Annotated in this window: 18 protein-coding genes and 1 pseudogene; 9 read left to right on the forward strand and 10 right to left on the reverse strand. The window is 72.1% G+C overall.

Annotated elements, in window-relative coordinates:
• The first annotated feature begins 63 nt into the window (after positions 1–63).
• The gene (locus DMB42_RS36815; RefSeq protein WP_125642760.1) at positions 64–984 is read left to right on the forward strand and encodes a S1C family serine protease; all 921 of its coding nucleotides are present in this window, start codon (positions 64–66) and stop codon (positions 982–984) included.
• A gap of 18 nt (positions 985–1,002) precedes the next feature.
• Here the strand turns inward: DMB42_RS36815 and DMB42_RS36820 are convergent, their stop codons facing one another.
• From DMB42_RS36820 to DMB42_RS56120, 3 genes are all read right to left on the reverse strand, one after another.
• Positions 1,003–2,286: a glycosyltransferase family 4 protein gene (locus DMB42_RS36820; protein WP_260478158.1), complete on the reverse strand. Its 1,284-nt coding sequence runs from the start codon at positions 2,284–2,286 to the stop codon at positions 1,003–1,005.
• Positions 2,287–2,453: 167 nt separating this feature from the next.
• Positions 2,454–5,585, reverse strand: a complete 3,132-nt coding sequence (locus DMB42_RS36825) for a S41 family peptidase (RefSeq protein ID WP_260478159.1) — start codon at positions 5,583–5,585, stop codon at positions 2,454–2,456.
• Positions 5,586–5,900: 315 nt separating this feature from the next.
• Complete coding sequence (locus tag DMB42_RS56120; RefSeq protein ID WP_312024784.1) at positions 5,901–8,075, reverse strand: TetM/TetW/TetO/TetS family tetracycline resistance ribosomal protection protein; 2,175 nt, start codon at positions 8,073–8,075, stop codon at positions 5,901–5,903.
• A 506-nt stretch (positions 8,076–8,581) separates the two neighbouring features.
• On the opposite strand from DMB42_RS56120, the gene DMB42_RS36840 reads away from it, so the two are divergent.
• Complete coding sequence (locus tag DMB42_RS36840; RefSeq protein ID WP_125642768.1) at positions 8,582–8,863, forward strand: DUF3040 domain-containing protein; 282 nt, start codon at positions 8,582–8,584, stop codon at positions 8,861–8,863.
• Between the two features lie 33 nt (positions 8,864–8,896).
• On the opposite strand, the gene DMB42_RS36845 is transcribed toward DMB42_RS36840, so the two are convergent.
• From DMB42_RS36845 to DMB42_RS36865, 5 genes are all read right to left on the reverse strand, one after another.
• Positions 8,897–9,364 carry an OsmC family protein gene (locus DMB42_RS36845; protein WP_125642771.1) on the reverse strand — a complete coding sequence of 156 codons (468 nt, stop codon included), beginning with the start codon at positions 9,362–9,364 and terminating at the stop codon, positions 8,897–8,899.
• Complete coding sequence (locus tag DMB42_RS36850) at positions 9,361–10,005, reverse strand: GntR family transcriptional regulator (protein WP_125642774.1); 645 nt, start codon at positions 10,003–10,005, stop codon at positions 9,361–9,363. Before DMB42_RS36850 ends, DMB42_RS36845 begins: the two co-directional genes overlap by 4 nt.
• A 75-nt stretch (positions 10,006–10,080) precedes the next feature.
• A complete protein-coding gene (locus tag DMB42_RS36855) occupies positions 10,081–11,655 on the reverse strand; it encodes a penicillin-binding transpeptidase domain-containing protein (RefSeq protein WP_260478160.1) in 1,575 nt (524 codons plus the stop codon).
• A gap of 78 nt (positions 11,656–11,733) precedes the next feature.
• Positions 11,734–12,396 carry a 1-acyl-sn-glycerol-3-phosphate acyltransferase gene (locus tag DMB42_RS36860; RefSeq protein WP_260478161.1) on the reverse strand — a complete coding sequence of 221 codons (663 nt, stop codon included), beginning with the start codon at positions 12,394–12,396 and terminating at the stop codon, positions 11,734–11,736.
• Positions 12,397–12,652: 256 nt separating this feature from the next.
• Positions 12,653–13,267 carry a TetR family transcriptional regulator gene (locus tag DMB42_RS36865; protein WP_125642782.1) on the reverse strand — a complete coding sequence of 205 codons (615 nt, stop codon included), beginning with the start codon at positions 13,265–13,267 and terminating at the stop codon, positions 12,653–12,655.
• 67 nt (positions 13,268–13,334) lie between these two features.
• Between DMB42_RS36865 and DMB42_RS36870 the strand changes: the two genes are divergently transcribed.
• The 3 genes from DMB42_RS36870 (at position 13,335) to DMB42_RS36880 (ending at position 17,484) form a co-directional block, all read left to right on the forward strand.
• The gene (locus DMB42_RS36870) at positions 13,335–15,296 is read left to right on the forward strand and encodes an AAA family ATPase (RefSeq protein ID WP_125642785.1); all 1,962 of its coding nucleotides are present in this window, start codon (positions 13,335–13,337) and stop codon (positions 15,294–15,296) included.
• 92 nt (positions 15,297–15,388) lie between these two features.
• On the forward strand, positions 15,389–15,700 hold the full coding sequence (locus DMB42_RS36875) for a hypothetical protein (RefSeq protein WP_125642788.1): 312 nt from the start codon (positions 15,389–15,391) through the stop codon (positions 15,698–15,700).
• 128 nt (positions 15,701–15,828) lie between these two features.
• Positions 15,829–17,484: an acetolactate synthase large subunit gene (locus DMB42_RS36880; protein ID WP_125642791.1), complete on the forward strand. Its 1,656-nt coding sequence runs from the start codon at positions 15,829–15,831 to the stop codon at positions 17,482–17,484.
• Between the two features lie 45 nt (positions 17,485–17,529).
• Here the strand turns inward: DMB42_RS36880 and DMB42_RS36885 are convergent, their stop codons facing one another.
• Positions 17,530–18,126 carry a CoA pyrophosphatase gene (locus DMB42_RS36885; RefSeq protein ID WP_125642794.1) on the reverse strand — a complete coding sequence of 199 codons (597 nt, stop codon included), beginning with the start codon at positions 18,124–18,126 and terminating at the stop codon, positions 17,530–17,532.
• A 104-nt stretch (positions 18,127–18,230) separates the two neighbouring features.
• A complete protein-coding gene (locus DMB42_RS36890; protein ID WP_125642797.1) occupies positions 18,231–19,409 on the reverse strand; it encodes a cysteine desulfurase-like protein in 1,179 nt (392 codons plus the stop codon).
• Between the two features lie 9 nt (positions 19,410–19,418).
• Here DMB42_RS36890 and DMB42_RS36895 point away from each other — a divergent pair, with 9 nt between their 5' ends.
• From DMB42_RS36895 to DMB42_RS36910, 4 genes and pseudogenes are all read left to right on the forward strand, one after another.
• Complete coding sequence (locus DMB42_RS36895) at positions 19,419–20,474, forward strand: winged helix DNA-binding domain-containing protein (protein WP_125642800.1); 1,056 nt, start codon at positions 19,419–19,421, stop codon at positions 20,472–20,474.
• A 98-nt stretch (positions 20,475–20,572) separates the two neighbouring features.
• Entirely contained in the window at positions 20,573–21,706 is a 1,134-nt protein-coding gene (locus tag DMB42_RS36900) for a winged helix DNA-binding domain-containing protein (protein ID WP_221762513.1), read from the forward strand.
• 485 nt (positions 21,707–22,191) lie between these two features.
• A pseudogene (locus DMB42_RS36905) lies at positions 22,192–23,094 on the forward strand (RNA polymerase sigma factor); the annotation flags it as partial.
• Between the two features lie 332 nt (positions 23,095–23,426).
• Positions 23,427–24,185, forward strand: coding sequence for a class I SAM-dependent methyltransferase (locus DMB42_RS36910; RefSeq protein WP_221762514.1), 759 nt, complete (start codon positions 23,427–23,429; stop codon positions 24,183–24,185).
• Positions 24,186–24,192: the final 7 nt, after the last annotated feature.

A 24,192-nucleotide genomic window follows, 5' to 3' on the forward strand; every position in this document is an offset into this window, starting at 1 on the left:
CTCGGGCGAGCGTACGGGCCGTTCCGGAGTTAACGTGTAATCCTGTAAGCAAAGGAGCACGTGATGGCGGATCCCCTCGACGCCTACTCGCGCGTCGTCTCGTCCGTGGCGGCCGAGCTGCTGCCGAAGGTGGCCGGTGTGCGGGCCGGCCGGGGGAGCGGATCGGCGGTCGTGTTCACCGCCGACGGGTTCCTGCTGACCAACGCGCACGTCGTCGGCTCCTCCCGCGCGGGCACGGTCGCCTTCGCCGACGGGACGTCGGGCGACTTCGAGGTGGTGGGCCGCGACCCGCTGTCGGACCTGGCGGTGATCAGGGCCCGGACGCCCACGCCCGAGCCGGCCGTGCTCGGCGACAGCGACGAGCTGGTGGTGGGGCAGCTCGTGGTCGCAGTGGGCAACCCGCTCGGGCTGGCCGGGTCGGTGACGGCCGGGGTGGTCTCGGGGCTGGGCCGGTCGATGCCGGCGCGCAGCGGCTCCAACGTACGGTTGATCGAGGACGTGATCCAGACCGACGCCGCGCTCAACCCCGGCAACTCCGGCGGCGCGCTGGCCGACTCGCACGCCAGGGTGGTGGGCGTGAACACGGCGGTGGCCGGCGTCGGCGTCGGCCTGGCGGTGCCGATGAACGCCACCACGCGTTCCATCATCGCGGCGCTGATCAGGGACGGCCGGGTGCGCAGGGCGTTCCTGGGCCTGGTGACTTCGCCCGCGCCGCTGCCCGAGCACCTGCGGCGGCGCACCGGGCAGGACGGCGCGCTGCGCGTGGTGGAGGTCGTGCCCGGCTCGCCCGCCGGCCGCGCCGGGCTGCGCGCCGGCGACCTGGTGCTGAGCGCGGGCGCCCACCCGGTGGGCGACGCGCAGAGCCTGCAGCGGCTGATGTTCGCCGAGGCGATCGGGCGGCCGCTGCAGATCACGGTCCACCGCAACGGCGCCCTGGTCGACGTCATCGCCGAGCCGGTGGAGCTCACCGGCTCGGAGGTGTGAACGCCCCCGTCCCCGCGGCTAGGGCACCTCGGCCGGGGCGGAGGGCTCGTCGGCGGGTTCGGGGGCCGGGCGGGCCGGGCGCACGTACGTGCCGTTGCGGCGGGCCAGCAGCTCGGCCAGCAGGTCGTCCCACTTCTGGCCGACCGCGTCCACGTCGTAGGTGCGGGCCGTCTCCAGCGCCGCGGCCGCCAGCGACCGCCGTAGCTGCTCGTCCTCGATCACCCGGATGATCGAGGACGCCAGATTGGCGTTGGTACGCGGCTTGACCAGCAGCCCGTCCACCTCGTCGGTGATCATCTCCTTGGGCCCGTGCGGGCTGTTGAAGCTGACGATGGCCAGCCCCTTGGCCATGGCCTCCAGGATCGTCATCGGGAAGCCCTCGTGCCGCGAGCTGAGCACGAAGATCGACGCCTTCTCCAGCTCGGCCCCCACGTCGCTGGTCGGCCCCGGCAGCTCCACCTTGCCCTGGAGCCCGGCCTCGACGATCTGCGCCGCCAGGTTCTCCTCCTGCGGCCCGGCGCCGAAGATGCGCAGCTTCCAGTCCGGATGCGCGGCGGCGACCGTCTCCCACGCGGTGATCAGCCGGTGGAAGCCCTTGAGCCGGGTCATCCGGCCCACCGCGACGACCACCTTGGCGTCCAGCTTGGACACCTCGCCGGTCATCGGCGGCACGGCGTTGGGGATGCGGGCCAGCTTCTTGGGCTTCTTCGGCAGCGTGTTGCGGTAGTCGCGCAGGTCGGCCTTGGTGAGGGTGACCAGGGCGTCCATACGCCGGTACCGCCACTTGATCAGCTTCTGCATCGGCTCGGCCTGGGTGCGCAGGGCCACGTGCTCCTGCCCGATGGTGATCACGCCCGGCTGCGCTAACTGCGTCATGGCCAGGTTGAGCCCCGGACGGGTGGCCATCAGCACGCCGGTGTCGAGCGAACGGATGAAGCGGGCCAGCTTGTAGTCGGTCCACAGCGTGAAGCGGTGGTAGGCCGTCTCCTCCGGCGGGATCAGCTTGCTCGGGAACTTCGACAACATCGCCCGCAGCGGATCCGGGCTGGGCTTGAGCCGGTCGTCGAGGAAGCGGAACCGTACCCGCGGGTCGATCGGGAAGAACGGCTCCTCGGCCTCCTTCAGAATGCTCACGATCTCGACGTCGTGCTGCTCGGCCAGGTAGCCGGCCAGGTTGAACACGGTCCTGATCGTGCCGCCCATACCGTTGGCGTGCAACAGCAGGATCCGGATGCGGTCGGTCGAGGGCGGCGGCGCGTTGCGCGCCTTGCGCCGGTTGTACCCCCTGTACAACCGGACCATCGCCGATTTGCCCCTGCGTGCCAATGCGCGCACCTGGATGATCCCCCTTGTGCTCGGTTGTCTTCGCTGACGCGCGTGGCCGGCGGCCGTGCCGCGCGTGGGCGGAGTGCACAATTCATCCCCTGTGCGCTTACCCCACCTATGATCTTTAGACGCCGGAGGGCTGCCTAAGGTTGCATTCCCGGCCGATGCGACGGATCCGGCGTATGCGGCGAATGCTCCGCCAGCAGGTCGAGGGCGACGTCGATGGCCCGTTCGAGCTGCGTGTCCACGCCTCTGGCGTAGTCCTGCGGGGTGATGTCCACCTCGATGTCGGGATCGGTGCCGTAGTTCTCCAGTTGCCAGCCGACGTCGTCGAAGGCGAAGGAGAACTCCGGCTGGGTGGTCACCGTCCCGTCGGCGAGCTGATGGCGCGGCCAGATGCCGATCACCCCGCCCCACGTGCGCTTGCCGACCAGCGGGCCCAGCTTGAGCAGCTTGAAGGTGTGGCTGAAGATGTCGCCGTCCGAGCCCGCCCACTCGTTGGTGATGGCCACCAGCGGGCCGCGCGGCGACTCCGGCGGGTACGGCTCCGGATCCCCCCACCGCGGATAGTCGTAGCCGAGCCGCCGCCTGGCCAGCTTCTCCAGCAGCAGCGCCGAGACGTGCCCGCCGCCGTTGAAGCGCACGTCCACGATGAGCGCGTGCCGGTCGTACTCGGCCAGGAAACCCCGGTGGAACTCGCCGAACCCCTCGGTGCCCATGTCGGGGACGTGCAGGTAGCCGACCCGCCCGCCGGAACGTTCGTGGCACTCGGCGCGGTTGAGGTTGACCCAGTCGCGGTAGCGGGCCGGCCGCTCGTCGGCCAGGGCGCGCACGGTCACCGTGAAGACCCGCTCCGCGCGCCGCAGGGTCAGCTCGACCTCCTCGCCGGCCTGGTTGACCAGCCGCTCGTTCGGGGTGGCCGCGAGGCCGATGGGCGCGCCGTTGATGGCCAGCACCGCGTCCCCGGGACGTACGTCCAGCCCCAGCCGGTTCAGCGGCGAGGTGGCCTCCGGGTCCCACGGGTCGCCGGTCACGACGGCGCGGATGTGGTAGACGCCGTCGCGGAAGTCCCAGTCGACGCCCAGCTTGCCCTGGCTGTAGTCGGGCCCGGGGCGGTACTCGCCGCCGCTCTCGTAGGCGTGGCTGGTGGCCAGCTCGCCGTGCAGCTCCCACAGCAGGTCGGAGAATTCGCCCCGGGTGGTGACCCGGTCCACCAGCGGCTCGTAGCGGTCGTAGACGGCCGGCCAGTCGACGCCGGCCATGTCCTCGGTCCAGAAGTTCTCCCGCTGCAGCCGCCACGCCTCGCGGAACATCTGCCGCCATTCCGACTCCGGGGCCACCGACACCTTGATGCGCGTCAGGTCGATCCAGCCGCTCTCGCGTCCCGGCGGGTCGTCGTCGTGCTCGGGGACCTCGCCCGCCTTGACCACCCGCAGCCGGCTCCCGGCCCGGTACAGCAGCGTCTTGTGGTCGCGGCCCAGCTCGAACGCGGTGACCTCCTCGGCGAACGTCTCGTTCCTGCTCTTGGCGAAGTCGTACAGGTGCAGGGTGTTCTCGCCCTCCAGCGGGCTGGTCAGCAGCAGCGCCTTGCCCTTGAGCCCGGCCACGCCCTCGTAGCGGCCCTCCGGCAGCGGGAAGGCGGTGACGCGGCGGGCCAGCCCGTCCAGATCCACCCGGACGGGCTCCTCCGGCTCGTCCTCCTCCTCGTCCTTGCCGTTCAGCGGACGCCGGCCGGGCACGAACGGGTTGGGCGCGTCGGCCCGCAACGCGATCGCGTACGGCCGCGTCCCCAGCGGGAAGCCCAGGTCGAACTGCAACTGGTCGTAGACGGGCGAGAAGACCCGCTGGCCGATGAAGTACAGGTAGCGGCCCTGCGGGTCGAAGGCCGGCATCGAGTCCTTGAGCACCGGCTCGGTGGCGGCCACCGTCCGGCCGGACTCGGGGTGGTGCAGCTTGATCGCGGTGGTCTGGGCGTTGAGCGGCCCGGCGTAGGCCAGCCAGCACCCGTCGCGCGACCAGGCCGGGTCCTCGGGCGGCCCGTGCGGGTTGCGTTCCACCAGCGTGGCCACGCCCGTCGCCAGGTCCAGCAGGTGCAGCTCGTGGCGGTGGTTGACCACGGCCACGCGGTCGTGCGCGGGGTCGGGGACCAGCTCGTTGATCCGGCCCAGCCTGGCCACCTCGGTGCCGCAGCCGCCCTCGTGGCCCTCCAGGATCACCAGCCGCTCCTCGTCGGCCTCGCCGCCGGCGGCCGCGATCAGCCGTACGCCGTCGTTGAGCCAGGTCAGGAAGCGGTAGCGGACGCCGTCCGGCTCGCCGTACTGGCTGACCGGGCCCTCCCAGTTGGCCATCGCGTACGCCTTGCCGCGCGCGGTGATCGCCAGCGCGCTGCCGTCGGGGCTGAGGGTCGCGCTGTCGAGATAGTCCTCGGCGTCGACGAACCTGCGGTTGCGCTGCGTCCTCGAGCTGGCCAGCCGCACGTCCAGCCGCCGCGGCCGCTCACCCGGCTCCCCGCCCGGGACGTCACCCGGCTCCCCGCCCGGCTCAATGTCCGGCTCTCTGTCCGGCTCCAGCAGGTACAGGTCGCCGCCGGCGTGGTAGACGAGGCGGTGGCCGTCGCCGGACAGGTTGCGCGCGTAGTAGTCCTCGTGGTGGGTGTGCTTGCGCAGGTCCCGGCCGTCCGGGCGGCACGAGTAGACGTTCCCGACGCCCTCGTGGTCGGACAGGAAGCAGATCCGCCGGCCGCTCCAGCACGGCGAGGCCAGGTTCCCCGGCAGCCGGATCAGCCGCCTGAACTCGCCGTCGCCGTCGGTGTCGATCCACAGGTCGCCGACCGTGCCGCCGCGGTAGCGCTTCCACCGCGCGGGGTCGGCGGTGTTGCGGCCGAGCACGATCATGCCGTCGGGGCCGTAGGCGATCGAGTTCGCCGGTCCGTACGGCAGCCGCTCCGGCACCCCGCCCGGCGTCACCCGGTGCAGCCACTTGCGCCCGGCGAACGGCTGGGACTGGTCGCTGGCGTACAGGATGCGGCCTTCGTGGTCCCAGCCGGTGACCGTGCAGCGGGCGCCGTGGAAGGTGACCCGGCGCGCGGCGCCGCCGACGGACGGCATCACGTACACCTCCTCGGGGCCCTCCTCGCGGCCCACGAACGCGATCTGGTCGCCGCGCGGGGAGATGCGGGGGTAGCCGGCCTCGGCGGCGCCGGCGGTCAGGCGGAAGGCACGGCCGCCCTGGGCCGAGACCATCCACAGATCGTCCTCGGCGGCGAATACCACCACGTCCTGAAAAACAGTCGGAAAGCGGAGATAGGCCGACATATGCGCAGCTCCTCCTCCACCGGACAGCCGGGGGCCGCCGGCCCCCGGCTGCGCGACTCACCTCACGAGGTCATCCCTCGTCGGTCTTCCTGGTTTCCTTCTTGGTCTCCTTGGCCTGCCGGCTGGACTTGATGGCCTGTTTCTTGGCCTTGCCGGACTTGGCGGCGGGTTTCTTCTTCGTGTCAGCCATCGAATATCCCCCCTGTACTGATTGCGCCCGATTGGCACACTATGGCGGTTTAATACCCATCTATCCCCGGAAAACCGACATGCCGCTTATCGTGTGCGCACCGGGCGATCTCCGGACGGCTGCGACCACCACACCCCCTCGCCGTGCGACAGGCCCGGCAGCCGCCGCTCGGCCTCGTGCACGGCCGCCGCCGGGATCTCCCCTTCGAGCACCCAGGTCTCGGCCTGCCTGCTCGTACCGTCCAGGACCGCGCCCAGCCCGGCCAGGCGGGCGGACACCGCGTTGAAGGCGTCGGCGGGCACCTCCAGCTCGAAGCGGTGGCACGGCTCGTACACCCTGGTCCCGGCCCGGCGCAGCGCGTCGGTCAGCACGGCCCGCGCCTGCCCGCGGAAGTCGCCCGCCACGGTGACCGGGGAGGCGTACCCGGTCGCGGTCAACGCGACCAGCACGTCCGTGACCGGCCATCCGTGCGGCCCCTCGCCCAGGGTGTGCCGTACGCTCTCCTCGATCGCCCGGTGGAAGGCCAGCGGCAACGAGCCCAGGTCGACCTCCAGCCGGTAGACGACGCCGGAGCCCGGCGCGACCGGCTCGACCCGCAGGCCGACGGTCGCCATGAACGCGCCCCCGGCGTGCCGCATCTCCTCCCTGGCCTCGCCGGTGCCCGACGGGCGCTCGAAGTAGACCGGACGGCTCGGCTCGAACACGGCCTCGACGTCGAAGTCCCTGGCCAGGGTCTCGCCGATGACCTCCTTCTGGACCTCGCCGTACAGCAGGACCGACGTCTCGCCGCCGGGCAGCGTACGAGTGGCGATCAGGGGGTCCTGCTCGGCCAGCGCGATCAGCGCGGCGTGCAGGCGCGGCTCGTGGCCGGGGAGGCGGGGACGTACGACGGTCTCCAGGCTGGGCGGGGCGAAGTGGGCCTGCCCGGCCGGGCCCGGCTCGCGCAGCCGGTCGCCGACCCTGATCTCGGGCACCCCCCAGACCTTGGCGATGTCCCCCGCCACGGCCCGCCGGGCCCCGGACCCGACGACGACCACCGCGGTGGGCCGCCCGTCATACTCCCGGACCCCACCTCCCACTTCCCCCCGCAGGAACGTCACCCGCTCCCGCCCCCGCAACCCGCCACCCCACAACCGCACGTAACCCACTTTCTCGCCACTTCGCCCCCTCTCCACGGCGAACACGACCCCCACCGCCGCCCCCTGGGGTCCGGCAGGGCGGGGTTCCGGTGTGCCCGGCGCCGGTGCTGTCGCCGCGCTCGCGGCCGGCGCGGGTCCGTCCGTCGCCGTGGGGCCGTACGGCTCGTCGTCGTACGGCGGCTGGGCCACGGAGGGCAGCAACCGGACCGCGCCCAGCAACTCGGCCACCCCCTGGCCGGTGATCGCCGACCCGAACACCACGGGATGCGCCTCGCCCGCCGCGCACTGGGCCGCGAGCGCCGCCCGCACCCGCCCCGGCACCGGCGCCACCCCGTCGACCAGCAGCTCCAGCAGCCCGTCGTCCCCGTCGGCCAACACCTCAGCCGCCTCCCCGACCCCCGCAAGCCCGCTGGCGCCTCCCTCGGCGTCGAGACGGCCCCCCGCGAGGCCGTCGGCGTCCGGGAGGGCGGTCACGCCCGCCGCTTCGACGAGCCCACCGGCCCCCACCACCTCCTCCATGCCACCGCGCGCCGCCACCCCGACGGGGAGGGCGCCGACGGCGGCCCGATCAGCCGGCAGGTGGCCCGCCGCGAGAAGGGGAGCGAAGGCGTAGGGACAGGTGGCGGCGGAGGAGACGCCGATGTCGGTCACCGTGTTCAGCGGGACCGCCCGCGGCGACAACCACCGCCGGATCTCGGCGAGCACCCCCGCCTCCCGCGCCCCCATCCGGTCGACCTTGTTCACGAAGATCAGTGTGGGCAGCCGCAACCGCCGCAACGTCTTCATCAGGACCCGCGTGTGCGGTTGTACGCCCTCCACGGCCGACACCACCAGGACGGCCCCGTCGAGCACGCCCAGCGCGCGTTCGACCTCGGCCACGAAGTCGGCGTGGCCCGGGGTGTCCACCAGGTTGACCCGCAGATCGCCCAGGGTGAACGAGGCGACCGCCGAACGGATCGTGATGCCGCGACGGCGTTCGATCTCGCCGGTGTCGGTCTGGGTGCTGCCGCCGTCGACGCTGCCGAGGCGCGTGATGACCCCGGTCTCGAACAGCAGCCGTTCAGTGAGGCTGGTCTTGCCCGCGTCGACGTGCGCGAGGATGCCGATGTTCAGGATGTGCATGAGTGGAGGAGCCCTCGAAAACTCTCGTGCCAATGGGGCGCTGGGAGATTCCGTGGCGGCGCCGCATCTCATGCTCCTGAACGTCGTCCGGCAAGTGCCCGGCCATCCTGCCACCGCGGCGAACCGGCGGGCCACCGATTTAACCGGGCCCACAGAGGGCCGGCCCGGCGAACGAGAGCCGCGTACACGGACGACGACGACCTCGGCCGCCCGCTGACGGCGTGCGGGGTGCGGCTACCTCAACACCCACGGCCGGGTCGAGAACGGCTGGTCCTGCAACGCCTGACGCTTCGGTAGGCCCGAGGCCGGGCGCGCCCCGGCCGCCGTCCGACCAGGAAGCGGCCGGTCAGGCGGGGATCCTCGCAGCACAGCCCATGATTAGAACAGACGTTCGATCGCGAAACGCCCTCCGAAAAGAGCCGGTAATTGGCCGGTCATGCGATGGCTAATGATCTTCATGGTTGGGGAGAAACACGCCACAGAGCTTGCGTTCCGGAGGTGCCCCTATGGCCTGGTCGCAGGACGAGGAACGAATGCTGGCCCAGATCGAGCAGCACCTCGTCGATGACGATCCACGTCTCGTCGCCCGGCTGGAGTCGTTCAACGAGCGGGCCCGTCGCAGCGAGGCGAGGGCGAAGGGGCAGCCTGGTGCCAGGCGCCGGCCGCGCCGGTCGACGGTCATCATCGTGATCAGCTGGGTGCTCATCGCGACGCTGGTGGCCACCCTGCTGATCATGGTGCTCCAGCACGAGGCCGCCACCGCCGTGGCCCTGGCCGCCTCGCGCTGACCGCTTTCATCGCGTCCCGGCCTCCGGGGACGTTCAGGCCGTGCGCACGGTCGGCTCGTGGCGTACCGGGAAGTTGACCGAGGCCGCGATGAAGCACGCCTTGTGGGCGTCCTCGTGCAGCCGGAGGGCGGCCTCGGCCATCTCCGGCGCGGCGACGGTCACCTCGGGCCGGAGCACGACCTCGGTGAAGTGGCCGCCGACGCCGCTCTCGGCCATCGTGCCGACCGCGTTGTCGGTGTAATCGGTGACCACGACGCCCGCCACGGCACACTGGTGCAGGTACGACAGCATGTGGCACTGCGAGAGCGAGCCGACCAGGAACTGCTCGGGGTTCCAGCGGGCGGGGTCGCCGCGGAAGGCGGGGTCGGAGCTGCCCGCGATGACCGGCGGGCCCTCGGCCGCCAGGTCATGGGCGCGGCTGTAGTCGCGGTAGCCGCTGGTGCCGGTGCCCTGGTTGCCGGTCCAGGTCACGGTGGTGTTGTAGGTGTGGTTCCGGGTCATGCGAATCCGTCCTTGTCGTGGGTGACGGCACGGGTGTCGAGGACGTGCGCCCTGGCGATGGCCGCCGCGTCCTGCGGCCGGCCCTCGATGATCGCGGCGAGGAGCTGTTCGTGCTGGCCGGAGACGTGCGCCGGACGCGACGGCGGCGCCAGTGAGCGCAGCGTGGAGACCTGGATCTGGTCCCAGACGCGCTCCAGCGTGTGCAGCGCGACGGCGTTGCCTGCCAGTTCGGCGATCCGCCGGTGGAAACGGCGGTTGAGCCCGACGGCCTCGGCCATGCGGCCCCGAGCGGTGGCGTCCGCCGTGGCGTCGGCGACGTCGCGCAACGAGACCAGGTCGGCGGGGGCGATGCGGCCCTCGCCCTGGCGGGTGGCGGCCAGCTCGGCGGTCAGCGCCTCCAGGGCCGCGCGTACCTGGTAGACGTCCTCCAGCGCGGACGCCTCCAGGGCCACGACCACCACCCCGCGTCCGGCCGGGCGTACGAGCCCGTCGGCGGTCAGCGCCCGTAGCGCCTCGCGCACCGGGGTACGGCTCATCTCCAGGGCCGCCGCTACGTCCGTCTCGGTCAGCCGCGCCCCCGGCGGGTAGGTCCCGTCGAGGATCAGCTCCCGCAGCCGGCTCCAGGCCACATCGCTCTGCACGTACGGGACTCTAGCCTTTGCATACATTGCATGCAAAGGTGGGCCGCAGCGGGCGAACGGCCGCGGGGGAGGGGCTCAGAGGCCCTTGAGGAAGGTCGCCGCCACCGGGGCCGCGACCTTGCCGCCCGTGCCGCCGCCCTCCACGACCACCGCGAAGGCCACGTCGCCCTTGAAGCCCATGAACCAGGCGTGGGTGTCGAGCTTCTCGCCGGTGCCGAACTCGGCCGTGCCCGTCTTGCCGTACGTGCCGGCGGGCAGCCCGGAGCTGCGCGCGGTGCCCTTGGAGACCACGGCCGCCATCATGCCGTGCAACTGCTCCTTGACCCCCTTGGGCAGCGCCTGGTCCTCGGCCTTCTGCTTGAGGCTGGGCACCAGCGTCGGCGGGCGCCAGGTGCCGTCGGCGATCGCGGCGGCCACCGAGGCCAGCATCAGCGGGCTCGCGGTGATCCGGGCCTGGCCGAAGGACTCGGCGGCCAGCTCGGCGTCGGACTGGGCCCTCGGGAAACTGGCCTTCGTGGCGGGCACGCCGATGTTCAGGGGCTGGTTGAAGCCGACGGCCTCGGCCGTCTTCAGCAGCTTGTCGGCGCCGAGCCGCTGCTCGGCCAGGGGCGCGAAGGTGGTGTTGCAGGAGTGGGCGAAGGAGTCGAGGAACGACAGCGAGCCGAACTCCTCCTTCTCGGAGTTGCGGATCTTCATGCCGCCCACGGTGGCGTACATCGGGCAGGTGACCTTGTCCGCAGGGGACATGCCGGCCGCCAGCAGGCCGATCGCGGTGACCGCCTTGAACGTCGAGCCCGGCGCGTAACGGCCGTCGAGGGCCCGGTTGAAGCCGCCCTGGTTGTTGACCACGGCCAGGATCTCGCCCGTCGAGGCCCGGATCGCCACCATGGAGGTGGGCTTCTCGACGCCCTTGACCGCGGCCACCGCCGCCGCCTGGGCGCGGGGGGCGAGCGAGGTCTCGACCGGTTTGCCGCCGGTGCCCTCGATGGTGCCGAGCGTCTTGCCGCCGAGCTGGATCTGGGTGGTGGGGGTGCCGGCCAGCCGCTTCTGGAACGTCTCCTGCAACCCGCCGCGCCCGATGGCCTGCCCGGTCTTGTAGGAGGAGCCGAGCTTTGCGACGTCCTTCTTGGTGGCCTTGTCGAGGTAGCCGACGAGCTGCTGCACCGAACCGCCGGAGGTGCCGCCGTCGATGCGGCCGCCGTCGGCGTCGGTGATCGCGGCCCGCTGCGGCCAGTTCGTCTTGACGGCGAACGTCGCCCCCTGCGTCAGCTGCGGGTGCAGCGCGGTGGGCCGCCAGTCGACCTTCCACGTACGGTCGGCGACCACGAGGTCGATCTGGCCGTCGTAGGACCAGGAGCCGATGTTCTTGAGCGCCAGCGTCGCGGTGTAGGGGACCCGCGCCCGGCCGTCGCCCTCGGTTATGCGGCCCAGCTTGACCGTGGCCGACTCCACGCCGAGCGCCGAACGCTGCTGGTCGTAGGCCGTGAGCTGCTGCGGCGTGGCCAGCTCGGCGGTCATGGCGGCCTTGTCGCCCGCCTGCCAGGCGGCGGCGAAACGCTGCGCCGTCTCGGCCGGCGTGCCCCTGGTACGCAGCAGGTAGTAGGCGCCCCCGCCCGCGGCACCCGCCACGAGCACGGCGGACACGGACACGATCGCGATGGTGCGGCCCCGCGCCACGGTCAGCCCCCCGATCCTCGACGACAGGTGTCAGAGCCTAGCGGTCCTGGATCAGGCCGTCCCGTCGGATGTGCTCTTGTGGCTGGCCGCGTAGGCGGGGACGTACTCCTGGCCGGACAGTTTCTGGATGGCGGCCATGATCTCGTCGGTGACCCGGCGCCGGTCGCGCGCCCTGGTGTGGTCGCCCTCGAAGCGCAACGGCCCGCCGATGGAGATGCCGATCTTGGCGGGCCTGGGCACCTTCGCGCCGACCGGCAAGACCTTCTCGGTGCCCTTGAGCGCCACCGGCAACACCGGCGCGCCCGTCTTGAGCGCCAGCCAGGCCACGCCGATCTTGCCGCGGTAGAGGCGGCCGTCGGGGGAGCGGGTGCCCTCGGGGTGGATGCCGAACAGCTCGCCGCGCGCGAGCAGGTCGGCGGCGGCGTCGAGCATGGCCTGCGCGGCGTGGGCGCTCTCGCGGTCGATCGGCAGGCTGCCGCCGAGCCGCATGAAGAAGCCGGAGACCGGGTTGCCGTCGAAGTACTCGTTCTTGGCGGTGAACGTGACGTGCCGGGGCAGCAGCGCGGGCAGCAGGAAGGAGTCGAGCACGGAGAGGTGGTTGGCCGCCAGGATCGCGGGCCCGCTCCTCGGCACGTTCGCGGCGCCGGAGATGTGCGGCCGGCACATCGCGTGGGCGAGCGGCGCGGCGGCGAACTTGACCACTTCGTACAGCAACGGGCTCTCCTGGATCATCGGCGGTCAGCCATGACACCCTAAGGCAGCGAAGCCCCGGAAAGCTTAAAGGCCGATGTGGTGGTCGCCTCCTCGGCGAGGTGCACAACACGGCTCCAGCCGAACGGTATTCCGTGAAGGCGGTAATTTGCGGCCCGGGGGACACAGCCACATCGGCATTTCCGAGTTAAGCACAGCCTCCGGCGTTGGAGGTAATCGTGCCCACCAGATGGCACGGGCGTGACCCGCGCGCACGGGTTCAGGACGCGGCGGGCGTGTCCGGCAGCAGCGCGAAGGCGTGCTCGGCGGCGCGCACGGCGTCGGCCTCCGCCTCGGCCAAGGGGCGTCCGCCGGCGAGCTGCGCCCAGGTGCGGCGGGCGAGCACCCGCTGCGCGGCCAGCACCTGCGCGGCCAGCAGCGCGGCGGTGAGCTCGTCCATGGTCTCGGCCAGGGCGTGGGTCAGCTCGGCCTCGTCCTGGGTCATGTGGTGGAACAGGCGTACGGCCAGGCTGGGGGTGTCGAACACCATCCGGTGGAAGGCCAGCACCTCGGGGTGGTCGTTGAGCCCGGTGACCGGGTCGTGGGCGGCCAGGCCGTCGAGGTAGTGGCGGCGCAGGGCCGCGACCGGGTGCTCGCCGGGCGCGCGCGTGCGCAGCTCGCGGGCGGCCTCGCCCTTGTGGTCGGCGAACCGGTGCAGGACGAGGTCCTCCTTGGTCGGGAAGTACTTGAACAGCGTCGGCTTGGACACCCCGGCCGCCGCCGCGATCTCGGTCACCGGCACCTCGTCGAAGCCCCGTTCCAGGAAGAGCGTGATCGCCGCCGTCGAGATGGCCTCGTGCACCCGCTGCCGCTGCAGCTCCCGCAGTCCTGTCATGACCTCAGCCTATCAAAGTGTTAACCTGGTTAATGTCTTAACCGAGTTAACACTCTGGGGGGTGGGCATGGGAACGCTCGACGACGAACGGCGCCACGTCGAACGATGCAGGGCGGGGCTGCGCAGGATGCTGGACGGCGCGCGCGAGAACGTGATCGTCGGTGAGACCGTGGCCGGCGACCGCTACAGCGCAGAACGCCTGGGCCGCCACCTCAAGAGCCTGGCCAAGGAGCTGAGCGAGGAGCCCGAAGGGCCGCCGTTCTTCGGCCGGCTCGACTTCGGCCGGGACTCGGCCGAGCACGGCGGCCGGGCGTACCACATCGGCAGGCGGCACATCACCGGCGAGCACGGCGGGCCGCCCGTGGTGATCGACTGGCGCGCGCCCGTGGCCCGCGCGTTCTACCGGGCGAGCGCCCGCGACCCGCAGGGCGTCGGCGTACGCCGCCGTTTCGGCTGGTCGGGCCGCACGCTGACCGGCTTCGAGGACGAACGCCTGGGCGCGGGCGAGGAGGGCGGCAGCACGATCCTGGCCGCCGAGATCGAACGCCCCCGCGTCGGCCCCATGCGCGACATCGTCGCCACCATCCAGCCCGAGCAGGACGACCTGGTCCGCGCCGACCTCGACACCACGATCTGCGTACAGGGCGCGCCCGGCACCGGCAAGACCGCGGTCGGCCTGCACCGGGCCGCCTTCCTGCTGTACGCCCACCGCCGCCGCCTCGAACGCGCCGGCGTCCTGGTACTCGGCCCGAACCGGGCCTTCCTCGGCTACATCTCGGCCGTCCTGCCCGCCCTCGGCGAGGTGGACGTCGAGCAGACCACCCTGGAAGGACTGCTCGGCGCCTATCCCGTACGGGCCGCCGACTCCGCGCCGGCCGCGGCGGTCAAGCACGACGCCCGCATGGCCGAGGTGCTGCGCCGCGCCCTGTACGGCCGGATCCGCAGACCGGCCGAGCCGGCCGTGGCCTCCGACGGCTCCTACCACTGGCGGGTCGGCGAGGACGAGCTGCGCCGCGTCGTGGAGGACGCCAGGCGGGCCGGGCTCCCGTACGGGGTCGGCCGCGAACGGGTGCGGGCCAGGGTGGTCGCGGCGATGCGGCGGCAGGCCGAGGCCCGCGGCCAGACCTGCAACGCGGCCTGGGAACGCCGGATCGGCCGCGCCGTCACCCCGGCGCTCGACGCCGCCTGGCCCGCCGCCCGCCCCGAGGACGTGCTGTGCGAGGTGCTCAGCGCCCCGCCGGAGGGCATCCTGACCGACGCGGAACGCGCCGCCATCGCCTGGCCGAGGCCGCCGCGCGGCGTCAAGGCCGCCAGGTGGACCCCGGCCGACCTGGTGCTGCTGGACGAGCTGGCCTGCCTGCTCGAACGCCCCCGTGGCTACGGCCACGTGATCGTGGACGAGGCCCAGGACCTGTCGCCCATGGAGTGCCGCGCGGTGGCCAGGCGCAGCGAGCACGGCTCGATGACCGTCCTCGGCGACCTGGCCCAGGGCACCACCCCGTGGGCGGCCAGGTCGTGGCCCGAGCACCTGGACCTGCTCGGCAAGCCCGGCGGCCGGATCGTCGAGCTGACCACCGGCTTCCGCGTGCCCGGCGCGGTCGTGGAGCTGGCCAACACGCTGCTGGCCGCGCTCGACGCGGGCGTGCCGCCCACCCGCTCCCACCGTTCGGACGGCCGGCTGCGTGTCGTCCGGGTGGCCGAGCTGGAGAAGGGCGTCGTGGAGGCCGTACGGGAGGCGCGGGCGTTCGAGGGGTCGATCGGGGTGATCGCGGCCGACGCCCACGTCGAGGCGATCACCTGCGCGCTGTGGAACGAGGGGCTGGACCTCGGCGAGCGGCTGAGCGTCATGCCCGCCTCGACGGCCAAGGGCCTGGAGTACGACCACGTGGTCCTGGCCGAGCCGGCCGCCATCGTCGCGGCCGAGCCGCGCGGCCTCAACCGCCTGTACGTCGCCCTCACCCGGGCGGTCTCCCGGCTCGACGTCGTCCACGCGCAGCCCCTTCCGGCCCAGCTTTCTCGCCCGTCATAAGCCTTCTGAAATGGGCAGATGTCTGGACTGGACGGCTCGACAGGCCCACGGCTCTGGTGTGTGATGTGATTCACCTCACGAGGGAGCCGGAGATGACCTCTTCGCAAGACCCGCCGCAAGGCGACGACCAGCACACGCGGGAAGGGCAGTGGTCACAGCCGCCGCCCTATCCGCAAGCGCCGCGGCGGCAGGGCGCCCAGGTCCTGTCGATCATCGGGTTCGTCAGCGCCGCGGTGGCCGTGTTGTTCATACCGATCCTGTTCGGCCTGGCCGGCATCGTGCTGGGCATCGTCGGCCACACCCGCGGCGAGTCCCTGGGCAAGTGGGCCGCCATCGCCGCTGCGGTCTGCACGGTCGTCGGCATGATCCTCGGCGCGCTGGTCACGCGCGCGCTGAGCGCCTGACCCGCGGTGCCCGCGTGAGCCCGCGCCGGCGGCCCCGCCGTCGCGCGGGCACCGGCCGCCACCAGGAATGAAGCGCGCCCGCGCGGTGCTGACAGGGACGCAGTCGTTCATGGAAGAAGGCGTTACCCATGTCCCCGCAGGCGGATGCGGCCCATCTGATCGTTCGAGCCCTGGAGGCGGAAGGCGTCGAGTACGTCTTCGGCATCCCCGGCGAGGAGAACATCCACTTCGTCGACGCGCTCAACGACTCCTCCATCCGGTACATCCTCGTCCGGCACGAGCAGGGCGCGGCGTTCATGGCCGAGATCTACGGCAGGCTGACCGGCAAGGCGGGGGTGGCCTCGGCCACGCTCGGCCCCGGCGCGATCAACCTGCAGCTCGGCGTGGCCGACGCCACCACCAACAGCACCCCGGTCGTGGCGATCACCGCCCAGGTGGGCCTCGACCGCATCTACAAGGAGTCCCACCAGGTGGTCGACCTGGTGTCGCTGTTCCGGCCGATCACCAAGTGGGCGGACCTGGCGCCGACGGCCCTGGCACTGCCCGAGATGATCCGCAAGGCGTTCAAGACCGCCCAGACCGAACGGCCCGGCGCCGTCTACCTGGCCATCCCTGAGGACGTCGAGTCGGCGCCCGTCCCGGCCGACCTCGCGCCGCTGCCCGTCAACGTCGTACGCCCCCAGGACCCCTCGGCCGCCCAGATCGCCCGCGCCGCCGAGGTGCTGGCCGGGGCGCGCCGCCCGATCGTGCTGGCCGGCCACGGCGCCGGGCGGGCCGGGGCCTCCGCCGCGCTGGTGGTCTTCTCCGAGCGGCTCGGGCTGCCGGTGGCCACCACGTTCAACGGCAAGGGCGTCTTCCCCGACGACCACCCGCACGCGCTGGGCGCGGTCGGCTTCATGCGGCACGACTACGTCAACTTCGGGTTCGACGAGGCCGACGTGCTGATCAGCGTCGGGTACGAGCTGCAGGAGTTCGACCCCGTAAAGATCAATCCGAACCGGGACAAGAAGATCATCCATCTGCACCGGTTCCCGGCCGAGGTCGACGACCACTACCCGGTGGACGTGGGCGTCCACGGCGACATCTCCCGCTCTCTCGACGCGCTCGCCGACGCCGTCCACCGCCGCTTCGAGGTCAACGGCACCGGCGAGAAGATCCGCAGCCTGATGCGCGAGGAGCTGGAGCAGGGACGTTCGGAGGACGCCTTCCCGCTGTCGCCGCGGCGCGTGGTCGCCGACATCCGCGAGGCCATGGGCCGCGAGGACATCGTGCTGGCCGACACGGGGGCGGTGAAGATGTGGATGGCCCGCATGTACCCGACGTACGAGCCCAACACGATGCTGGTCTCCAACGGGCTGTCCTCGATGGGGTTCGCGGTGCCGGGGGCGCTGGCCGCCAAGCTGGCCTTCCCGGGGCGCAAGGTGCTGGCCGCCACCGGTGATGGGGCGTTCCTGATGAACTCCCAGGAGCTGGAGACGGCCGTACGCGAACGTATCCCGATCACGGTGCTGGTGTGGGTGGACGACGCGTACGGGCTGATCGAGTGGAAGATGGACCTGGAGCTCGGGCGCCACTCGGGCATCCGGTTCGGCAACCCCGACTTCGTCGCCTACGCCGAGAGCTTCGGGGCCCGCGGCTACCGGGTGAGCAGCGCCGGCGAGCTGCTGCCCACGCTGCGCAAGGCGCTGGCCGACGACGCGGTGTCGGTGATCGCGGTGCCCGTCGACTACAAGGCCAACCTGGAGCTGACCGCCAAGCTCGGCGAGCTGACCGGGCCGTTCTGACCGGTCAGGTCCGCGCCCGCGGTCGGGTCCACTGTCGGGGCCGCGTCAGGTCCGTGTCCAGTGGGGCTGCGCGACGTCGAACACCCGCTGTTCGCGTCCGCGCAGCGCCACCTCGGCGAACTGCCACAGGATCGCCCCGGTCGGCGCGTGGATCACGATGTCCGGCCCGAGCGGCATCTGCAGCAGCTCGCCCTCCCAGCGCGGCACCCCGGGCGCGAGGAAACGCTCCAGCGGCACCGGATGCACCGAGGCCACCTCGTAGGCGTCGCCCACCGGCTCCTGACCGCCGCCGAACGCCACCACAGGGGTGATCACGAACCCGGAGTCGGTGACGAAGTCGTCGAGCAGCCCGGCCACCTCCACGCCGGTCACCCCGACCTCCTCGGCCAGCTCCCGCAGCGCCGCCTCCACGGGCAGCTCGCCGTCGTCGAGCCGCCCGCCCGGCAGCGCCCACTGCCCGGCGTTGCGGCCGCGGGCCGCCCGCCGGATCAGGACCGTGTACGGGACGCGCCCGGCGTCCTCCAGCACGCACACGGTCACCGCCGCCCGGCGCACCCCGGCGGCCGGCGGGACCTCCCGGCGGTCGAAGGCGGCGAGATGGGCGACGACCTGCTCGCGCAGCACGTCGATCGGGGGCAGCATCCGTCCAGGATCTCACGGCGACCCGGCGCGGCTGCCTCGCGCCGGGTCGGAGTCAGGCGAGCGGGGTCCTCAGGCGAGCCGGGCCCTCAGGCGGGGCGGGCCGCTCAGGCGAGGCGGGCCACTCCCTCCAGGAGGCGGGTCACGTCCGAGGCGTCGTTGTAGTGGACCAGGCCCGCGCGTACGGCGCCGCCCGACTCGCGCACGCCGAGCGCGCCCGTCAGCTCCCAGGCGTAGTTGTGGCCGCTCCAGACGTTCACGCCCAGGCCGGCCAGGTGCTCGGCGACCTGGCGCGGGGTGTGGCCGGCGACCGTGAAGTAGGCCGTCGCGGTACGGCGGGCGGGCTTGCCGTACAGCGTGACGTGGGGCATCGTCTCCAGGCCCGCGGTCATGGCGGCGAACAGCTCCTGCTCGTGCTCCTCGGCGGCGGCCATCGAGGTCAGGAGGCGTTCGCGGCGGGTGCCCGAGCCGGGCGCCATGGCGGCCAGGTGGTCGACGGCCGCCGTCACCCCGGCCAGGTCGGCGAACGCGGACGTGCCCGTCTCGAACCGCTCGGGCACGGTGTCGGGGGAGGGCCGTAACTTGGCCGGCCGGACCGTCTCCAGCAGCGCCGGATCGGCCACGACGGCCCCCACGTGCGGGCCCGACCACTTGTACGCGCTGGTGGCGTAGAAGTCGGCGCCCAGCGCCCGCATGTCCACCGGGCCGTGCGGGGTGGCGTGCACGCCGTCCACGTACAGCAGGGCGCCCGCGCGGTGCGCCAGCTCGGCGATGGCGGGCACGTCGGGACGGGTGCCGATGATGTTGCTCGCCGCCGTCACCGCCACCACCTTCGTCCGCTCCCCGATGAGGTCGGCGTACTGCTCGACCGGCAGCTCGCCGGTCACCGGGTCCACCTCGGCCCAGCGCACGGCGGCGCCCGTCTGGGTCCACGGGCGCACGTTCGCGTCGTGGTCCAGCCTGGAGACCACCACCTCGTCGCCCGGCCCGGTCAGCGCCCTGGCCAGCCGGTACGTCAGCGTCGTCATGTTCGGGCCGAGGATCACCCCGCCGGGATCGCCACCGACCAGGTCCGCCACGGCGGCACGGCAGGCGGCGACGATCTCGTCCGCCCGGCGGCTGGCGGGGAACGCCCCGCCCACGTTGCCGAGCCCCGCCCGGTAGGCGGCGGAGATGGCGTCGATCACCGGCTGCGGCGTCTGGGTGCCCGCCGCGCCGTCGAGATAGGCGAAGCCGTCGGCGAGCGCGGGATAGGAGGAACGTACGGACTCCAGGGGGAAAGGCATGATATGTAGATGCTCAGCCTCAGAGACCTCAACCGCGCCACCTTGGCCAGGCAGCACCTTCTCACCCGGCACAAAGGGCGGCCGGCCGACGTCGTGCACCGGCTGGCCGGGTTGCAGGCGCAGGAGCCGCGGCCGCCGTACCTGGGGATCTGGACGCGGCTGGAGGGGTTCGAGCGCGACCACCTGCACGACGAGCTGCACGCGGGCAGCCTGGTGCGGGCCACCATGATGCGGGCCACGCTGCACCTGGTGACGGCGGAGGACTTCGCGGCCTTCCGCCCGGTGTTGCGGCCCATGCTGGCCGCCGCGGCGCGCCGGTTCCAGGACGTCGACTTCGAGGCCGTCGCCGCGGTCGCCGACCGGCTGCTGGCCGGCGGGCCGCTCACGTTCAACGAGTTGCGTCCCCTGCTGCTGGAGGAGTTCCCCGGCGCCGACGAGCGGGTGCTCGGGTACGCCGTGCGCATGATGACGCCCCTGGTCATGGTGCCGACGCAGGACCGGTGGAGCTTCCCGCGCGAGTCCGCCTTCGGCCTGCCCGCCGTCGGCCAGGACCCGGCGCCCAGCACGGAGACGATGATCGAGCGCTATCTCGCCGCGTTCGGTCCTGCCACGCCCGCCGACGTGCAGACCTGGTCGGGGCTCGGCGGGCTGCGGGCGGTCATGAAGGCGATGGACCTGGACCGGCTGGCCGACGAGTCCGGGCGCGAGCTGTTCGACCTGCCCGGCGCCCCGCGGCCGGGTGGCGACGTGCCCGCGCCGGTGCGGTTCCTGCCCGACTTCGACAATCTCGTCCTCGGGCACGCCGACCGCAGGCGGGTGCTGGAGGACGAGTTCCGGCCGCTGGTCGCGACCAAGAACCTGCGGATCAAGGCCACGTACCTGGTGGACGGGTTCGCCGCGGGGACCTGGCAGATCAAGCGGTCCGGTAAGAAGGCCAAGCTGCTCATCAGCCCCTTCGCCGCGCCGACGCCTCTGGACGTCCTGGAGGAGGAGGGCCAGCACCTGCTGGCCTTCGCCGAGCCGGACGCCACGAGCCACACCCTCGAACACGTCCCGGCGAGCTGACCGATCCGCCGCGCGACCTCGAACACGTCCCGGCGAGCTGACCGATCCGCCGCGAGATGCGGAAAGAACCTTGCCGCAATGGTTCCTACGCTGGCCCCATGACCCTCGACCAGCGAGCCCCCGCCTCGGCCACGGCCCCCCTCTCCAGGACGTCTGTGGTGCTCAGTGCCGGTGTCCTCAACCGGACCACGCTCGACCGCCAGCTCCTCCTGGCCCGTTCGGGCCTGTCGCCGCTGGAGGCCGTCGGGCGGCTCGTCGCCCTCCAGGGGCAGGACGTCAACGCGCCCTACATCGGGCTCTGGACGCGCCTGGCCGCCTTCACCCAGGACGACCTCACCGCCCTGCTGTACGGCAGGCAGGTGGTACGCGGCTCGCTGCTGCGCGGCACCCAGCACCTGACGCCCGCCGACGACTACGTCTGGATCAGGCCCCTGGTGCAGCGCGCCCTGTCCAGGGCCGCGCGGGCGACCGTCGGCAGGGCGATGCCCGGCGTGGACCCCGAGGAGCTGGAGCGGCTGGCCCGCGGCCACCTGACCGGGCGTACGCTGACCCGTCCGCGGCTTCGTGACCTGCTGCGCGAACGCTGGCCGGAGGCCGACCCGACGGCGCTCGCGTTCTCGCCCCAGGGGCTGCTGCCGATCGTGCACACGCCGCCGAACGGCACCTGGGGGCGCGGCGGGGCGACGCCGTTCACGCTGGCGGAGGAGTGGCTGGGACGCCCTCTGGACCCGGAGCCGAACGTCGAGCGCCTGGTCGTACGGTATCTGGCCGCGTTCGGCCCGGCGGGCGTGATGGACGTGCAGATGTGGTCGGGCCTCACGCGGCTCCGCCCGGTCCTCGAATCCATGCACTTTCTCCGGAAATATCAGGACGGCGAGGGACGTGTGCTTTATGACCTGCCCGATGCCCCGCTCGTCCCCGAGGACGCGCCCGCCCCCGTACGTTTCCTGCCGGCGTTCGACAACCTGATCGTCGCCTTCGCCGACCGCGGCCGCCTGATGACCCCCGAGCAGCGCGCCCGGGTGTGCGTCGGCTCCCTCGTCCATCCGACCTTCCTCGTCGGCGGAACTGTCGGTGGCATGTGGGACCTTGAGGGTGGCGTGCTGACGCTGAGGCCCTTCCGTCCGCTGGGCGACGGCGTGACGCAGGCGCTGGCCGCGGAGGGCGCGCGGCTGCTGGCCTTCGCCGGGGTCGAGGAGGGGAGCGTGACCGTGGCCCGGTGCGAGCCGTGAGCGGAGGGGCGTGAACGAAGAGCCGCGAACGGAGGCCCTGATCGAGGGGCCGTGATCGGAAAGCCCCGATCGAGGGGCCCCTGATGGAAGGGCCCTGAGCGGAGAAGTGTGAGCGGAGAGGGGAGTCGTCTTCTGGAGTGCCGACACGGGGAGAGGGCCGGAGCGGGGTGCCCGGCTTGCGGCGCTGGTCACAGGCAGATGCCGATGGCGGGGCGGCGGTGACGGCCGTCCCGTCGAAGCCGCGTTCGAGGAAGCGTTGGGTAGCCTGGTCATTGACGGCCACGCCAGGCCCCGCTTCTTCCGTTCCCCCATGTCCTGAAGGTTCCGACGCCTATCGGCCCGCGATGTTTCCCCGCCGGACCTGCCCGCAGGCCGGCTCAGTCACTGAGCGTCCACCCAACGCGAGCGAGGAGAGAATTTTGTCCCAAGCAGCAGAGGTTCTCGAACTGGACGACACCATCGCCGACGGTGGCACGGCCGTCGGCGCAGACTCGGTCAAGACCTACCTGAAAGAGATCGGCCGCGTCCCGCTGCTCACCGCCGAGCAGGAGATCGAGCTGGCCAAGCGCATCGAGGCCGGCCTGTTCGCCAGGGAACGCCTCGACACCGAACCGGCCCTGTCCTCCGACCTGCGTGCCGACCTGGAGTGGATCGCCGACGACGGCCTTCGTGCCAAGCGCCGCATGCTGGAGGCCAACCTCCGGCTCGTCGTCTCCATCGCCAAGCGCTACACCGGTCGCGGCATGCTCTTCCTCGACCTGATCCAGGAGGGCAACCTCGGCCTGATCCGTACGATCGAGAAGTTCGACTACCGGCTCGGCTACAAGTTCTCCACGTACGCCACCTGGTGGATCAAGCAGGCCATCACCCGGGCCATGGCCGACCAGGCCCGTACGATCCGCATCCCCGTCCACATGGTGGAGCTGATCAACAAGGTGGCCCGCGTGCAGCGCCGCCTGCAGTCCGACCTCGGCCGCGAGCCCACCCCCGAGGAGATCGCCGCCGAGACCGACCTCGACGTCGAACGGGTCGCCGAGGTGCAGAGCTACGGCCGTGAGCCGATCTCGCTGAGCACCCCGCTCGGCGAGGAGGGCGACAGCGAGTTCGGCGACCTGATCGAGGACACCGAGGCCGTCTCCCCGGCCGACGCGGTCTCGTTCACGCTGCTGCAGCAGCAGTTGCACAGCTTGCTCGACCAGCTCTCCGAGCGCGAGGCGGGCGTGATCACCATGCGCTACGGCCTCGCCGACGGCAAGCCCAGGACCCTCGACGAGATCGGCCGCGTCTACGGCGTCACCCGCGAGCGCATCAGGCAGATCGAGGCCAAGACCATGTCCAAGCTGCGCCACCCCTCCCGGGCGATGGCGTTGCGCGACTACCTGAGCTGACCGCCGGGCCCACACCCGACACGCCGAGCAGCGCACACCGAGCAGTACGCACCGAGCAGCACACACGCGGTAGCGCACCGAGCAGGGCTCGCCGTGCGGACGTGGAGCGTCACCGCACTGTCGACGAACCGACCCGCCACGTCAGCGGGACCAGCGACAGGCACGACCTCCGTCCGCGCCGAGCGCAGGCGCTCCCGGTGCATGCGGTGCCCCCGGCGCTCCCGCGCGCTCCCGGTGACGTGTCCCGGGACCGGGAAAGAGCGGGTAAACGGCGGCTCAAGAGTGTCGCGTCCCCGGACCGTACCGGGTGGCCCGCACCTACATTGCCCAACGTGAAACGCTCCCGTACGAGCCTCGTCCACCAGGCCGCATACGCGTTGAGGCACCCCGACAGGATCGCCCCCCACCTGCGCCGGCTGGCCCGCGACACCTGGTTCAGGCTCCGCGCCCACGACCACGTCGACTACTACCGCGCCGTCATGAGGTCCGACACGGCCCGCGACCCGGCGGGCGCCGTGGGCTCGCACAACCACCGGCGATGGCTCGCTCTGGGGCGCATGCAGTTCGACTACCTCGTCGAGCACGGGCTCAAGCCGGACTGCCGGATGCTGGAGATCGGCTGCGGGAACCTGCGCGCCGGCCGCCTGTTCATCGGCTACCTCTTCACCGGCAACTACTACGGCATCGACATCTCGCCCGACATCCTCCTGGCCGCCCAGGACACGATCGACAAGCACGCGCTGCAGGACAAGCTGCCGTACCTGGCGCCGGTGCGCGACCTGCGCTTCGCGTTCCTGCCGGACGAGCACTTCGACGTCGTCCACGCCCACAGCGTCTTCTCGCACTCGCCGATCGAGGTCATCGAGGAGTGCTTCGCCCACGTGGGCCGGATCATGAAGCCGGACGGCTGGTTCGACTTCACCTTCGACAGGACCGAGGGCAAGGAGCACCACGTCCTGCGCGAGGACTTCTACTACCGCACCGAGACGCTGGTCGAGCTGGCCCGCCGGTACGGACTGAAGGCGACGTTCATGGACGATTGGGAGCAGTCACCACATAAGCAGTCGAAAATTCGCATCACCCGGCGCTAACGTCGTC

The organism is Nonomuraea sp. WAC 01424, assembly GCF_003947315.1.
Taxonomy (GTDB): Bacteria; Actinomycetota; Actinomycetes; order Streptosporangiales; family Streptosporangiaceae; genus Nonomuraea; species Nonomuraea spiralis.

Bases quoted from the DNA above. Each gene is read 5' to 3' on its own strand.
- DMB42_RS36815 (WP_125642760.1), top strand. From the start codon at position 64: ATGGCGGATCCCCTCGACGCCTACTCGCGCGTCGTCTCGTCCGTGGCG.
- DMB42_RS36820 (WP_260478158.1), bottom strand. From the start codon at position 2,286: ATGGTCCGGTTGTACAGGGGGTACAACCGGCGCAAGGCGCGCAACGCG.
- DMB42_RS56120 (WP_312024784.1), bottom strand. From the start codon at position 8,075: ATGCACATCCTGAACATCGGCATCCTCGCGCACGTCGACGCGGGCAAG.
- DMB42_RS36840 (WP_125642768.1), top strand. From the start codon at position 8,582: ATGGCCTGGTCGCAGGACGAGGAACGAATGCTGGCCCAGATCGAGCAG.
- DMB42_RS36845 (WP_125642771.1), bottom strand. From the start codon at position 9,364: ATGACCCGGAACCACACCTACAACACCACCGTGACCTGGACCGGCAAC.
- DMB42_RS36865 (WP_125642782.1), bottom strand. From the start codon at position 13,267: ATGACAGGACTGCGGGAGCTGCAGCGGCAGCGGGTGCACGAGGCCATC.
- DMB42_RS36870 (WP_125642785.1), top strand. From the start codon at position 13,335: ATGGGAACGCTCGACGACGAACGGCGCCACGTCGAACGATGCAGGGCG.
- DMB42_RS36875 (WP_125642788.1), top strand. From the start codon at position 15,389: ATGACCTCTTCGCAAGACCCGCCGCAAGGCGACGACCAGCACACGCGG.
- DMB42_RS36880 (WP_125642791.1), top strand. From the start codon at position 15,829: ATGTCCCCGCAGGCGGATGCGGCCCATCTGATCGTTCGAGCCCTGGAG.
- DMB42_RS36885 (WP_125642794.1), bottom strand. From the start codon at position 18,126: ATGCTGCCCCCGATCGACGTGCTGCGCGAGCAGGTCGTCGCCCATCTC.
- DMB42_RS36890 (WP_125642797.1), bottom strand. From the start codon at position 19,409: ATGCCTTTCCCCCTGGAGTCCGTACGTTCCTCCTATCCCGCGCTCGCC.
- DMB42_RS36895 (WP_125642800.1), top strand. From the start codon at position 19,419: ATGCTCAGCCTCAGAGACCTCAACCGCGCCACCTTGGCCAGGCAGCAC.
- DMB42_RS36900 (WP_221762513.1), top strand. From the start codon at position 20,573: ATGACCCTCGACCAGCGAGCCCCCGCCTCGGCCACGGCCCCCCTCTCC.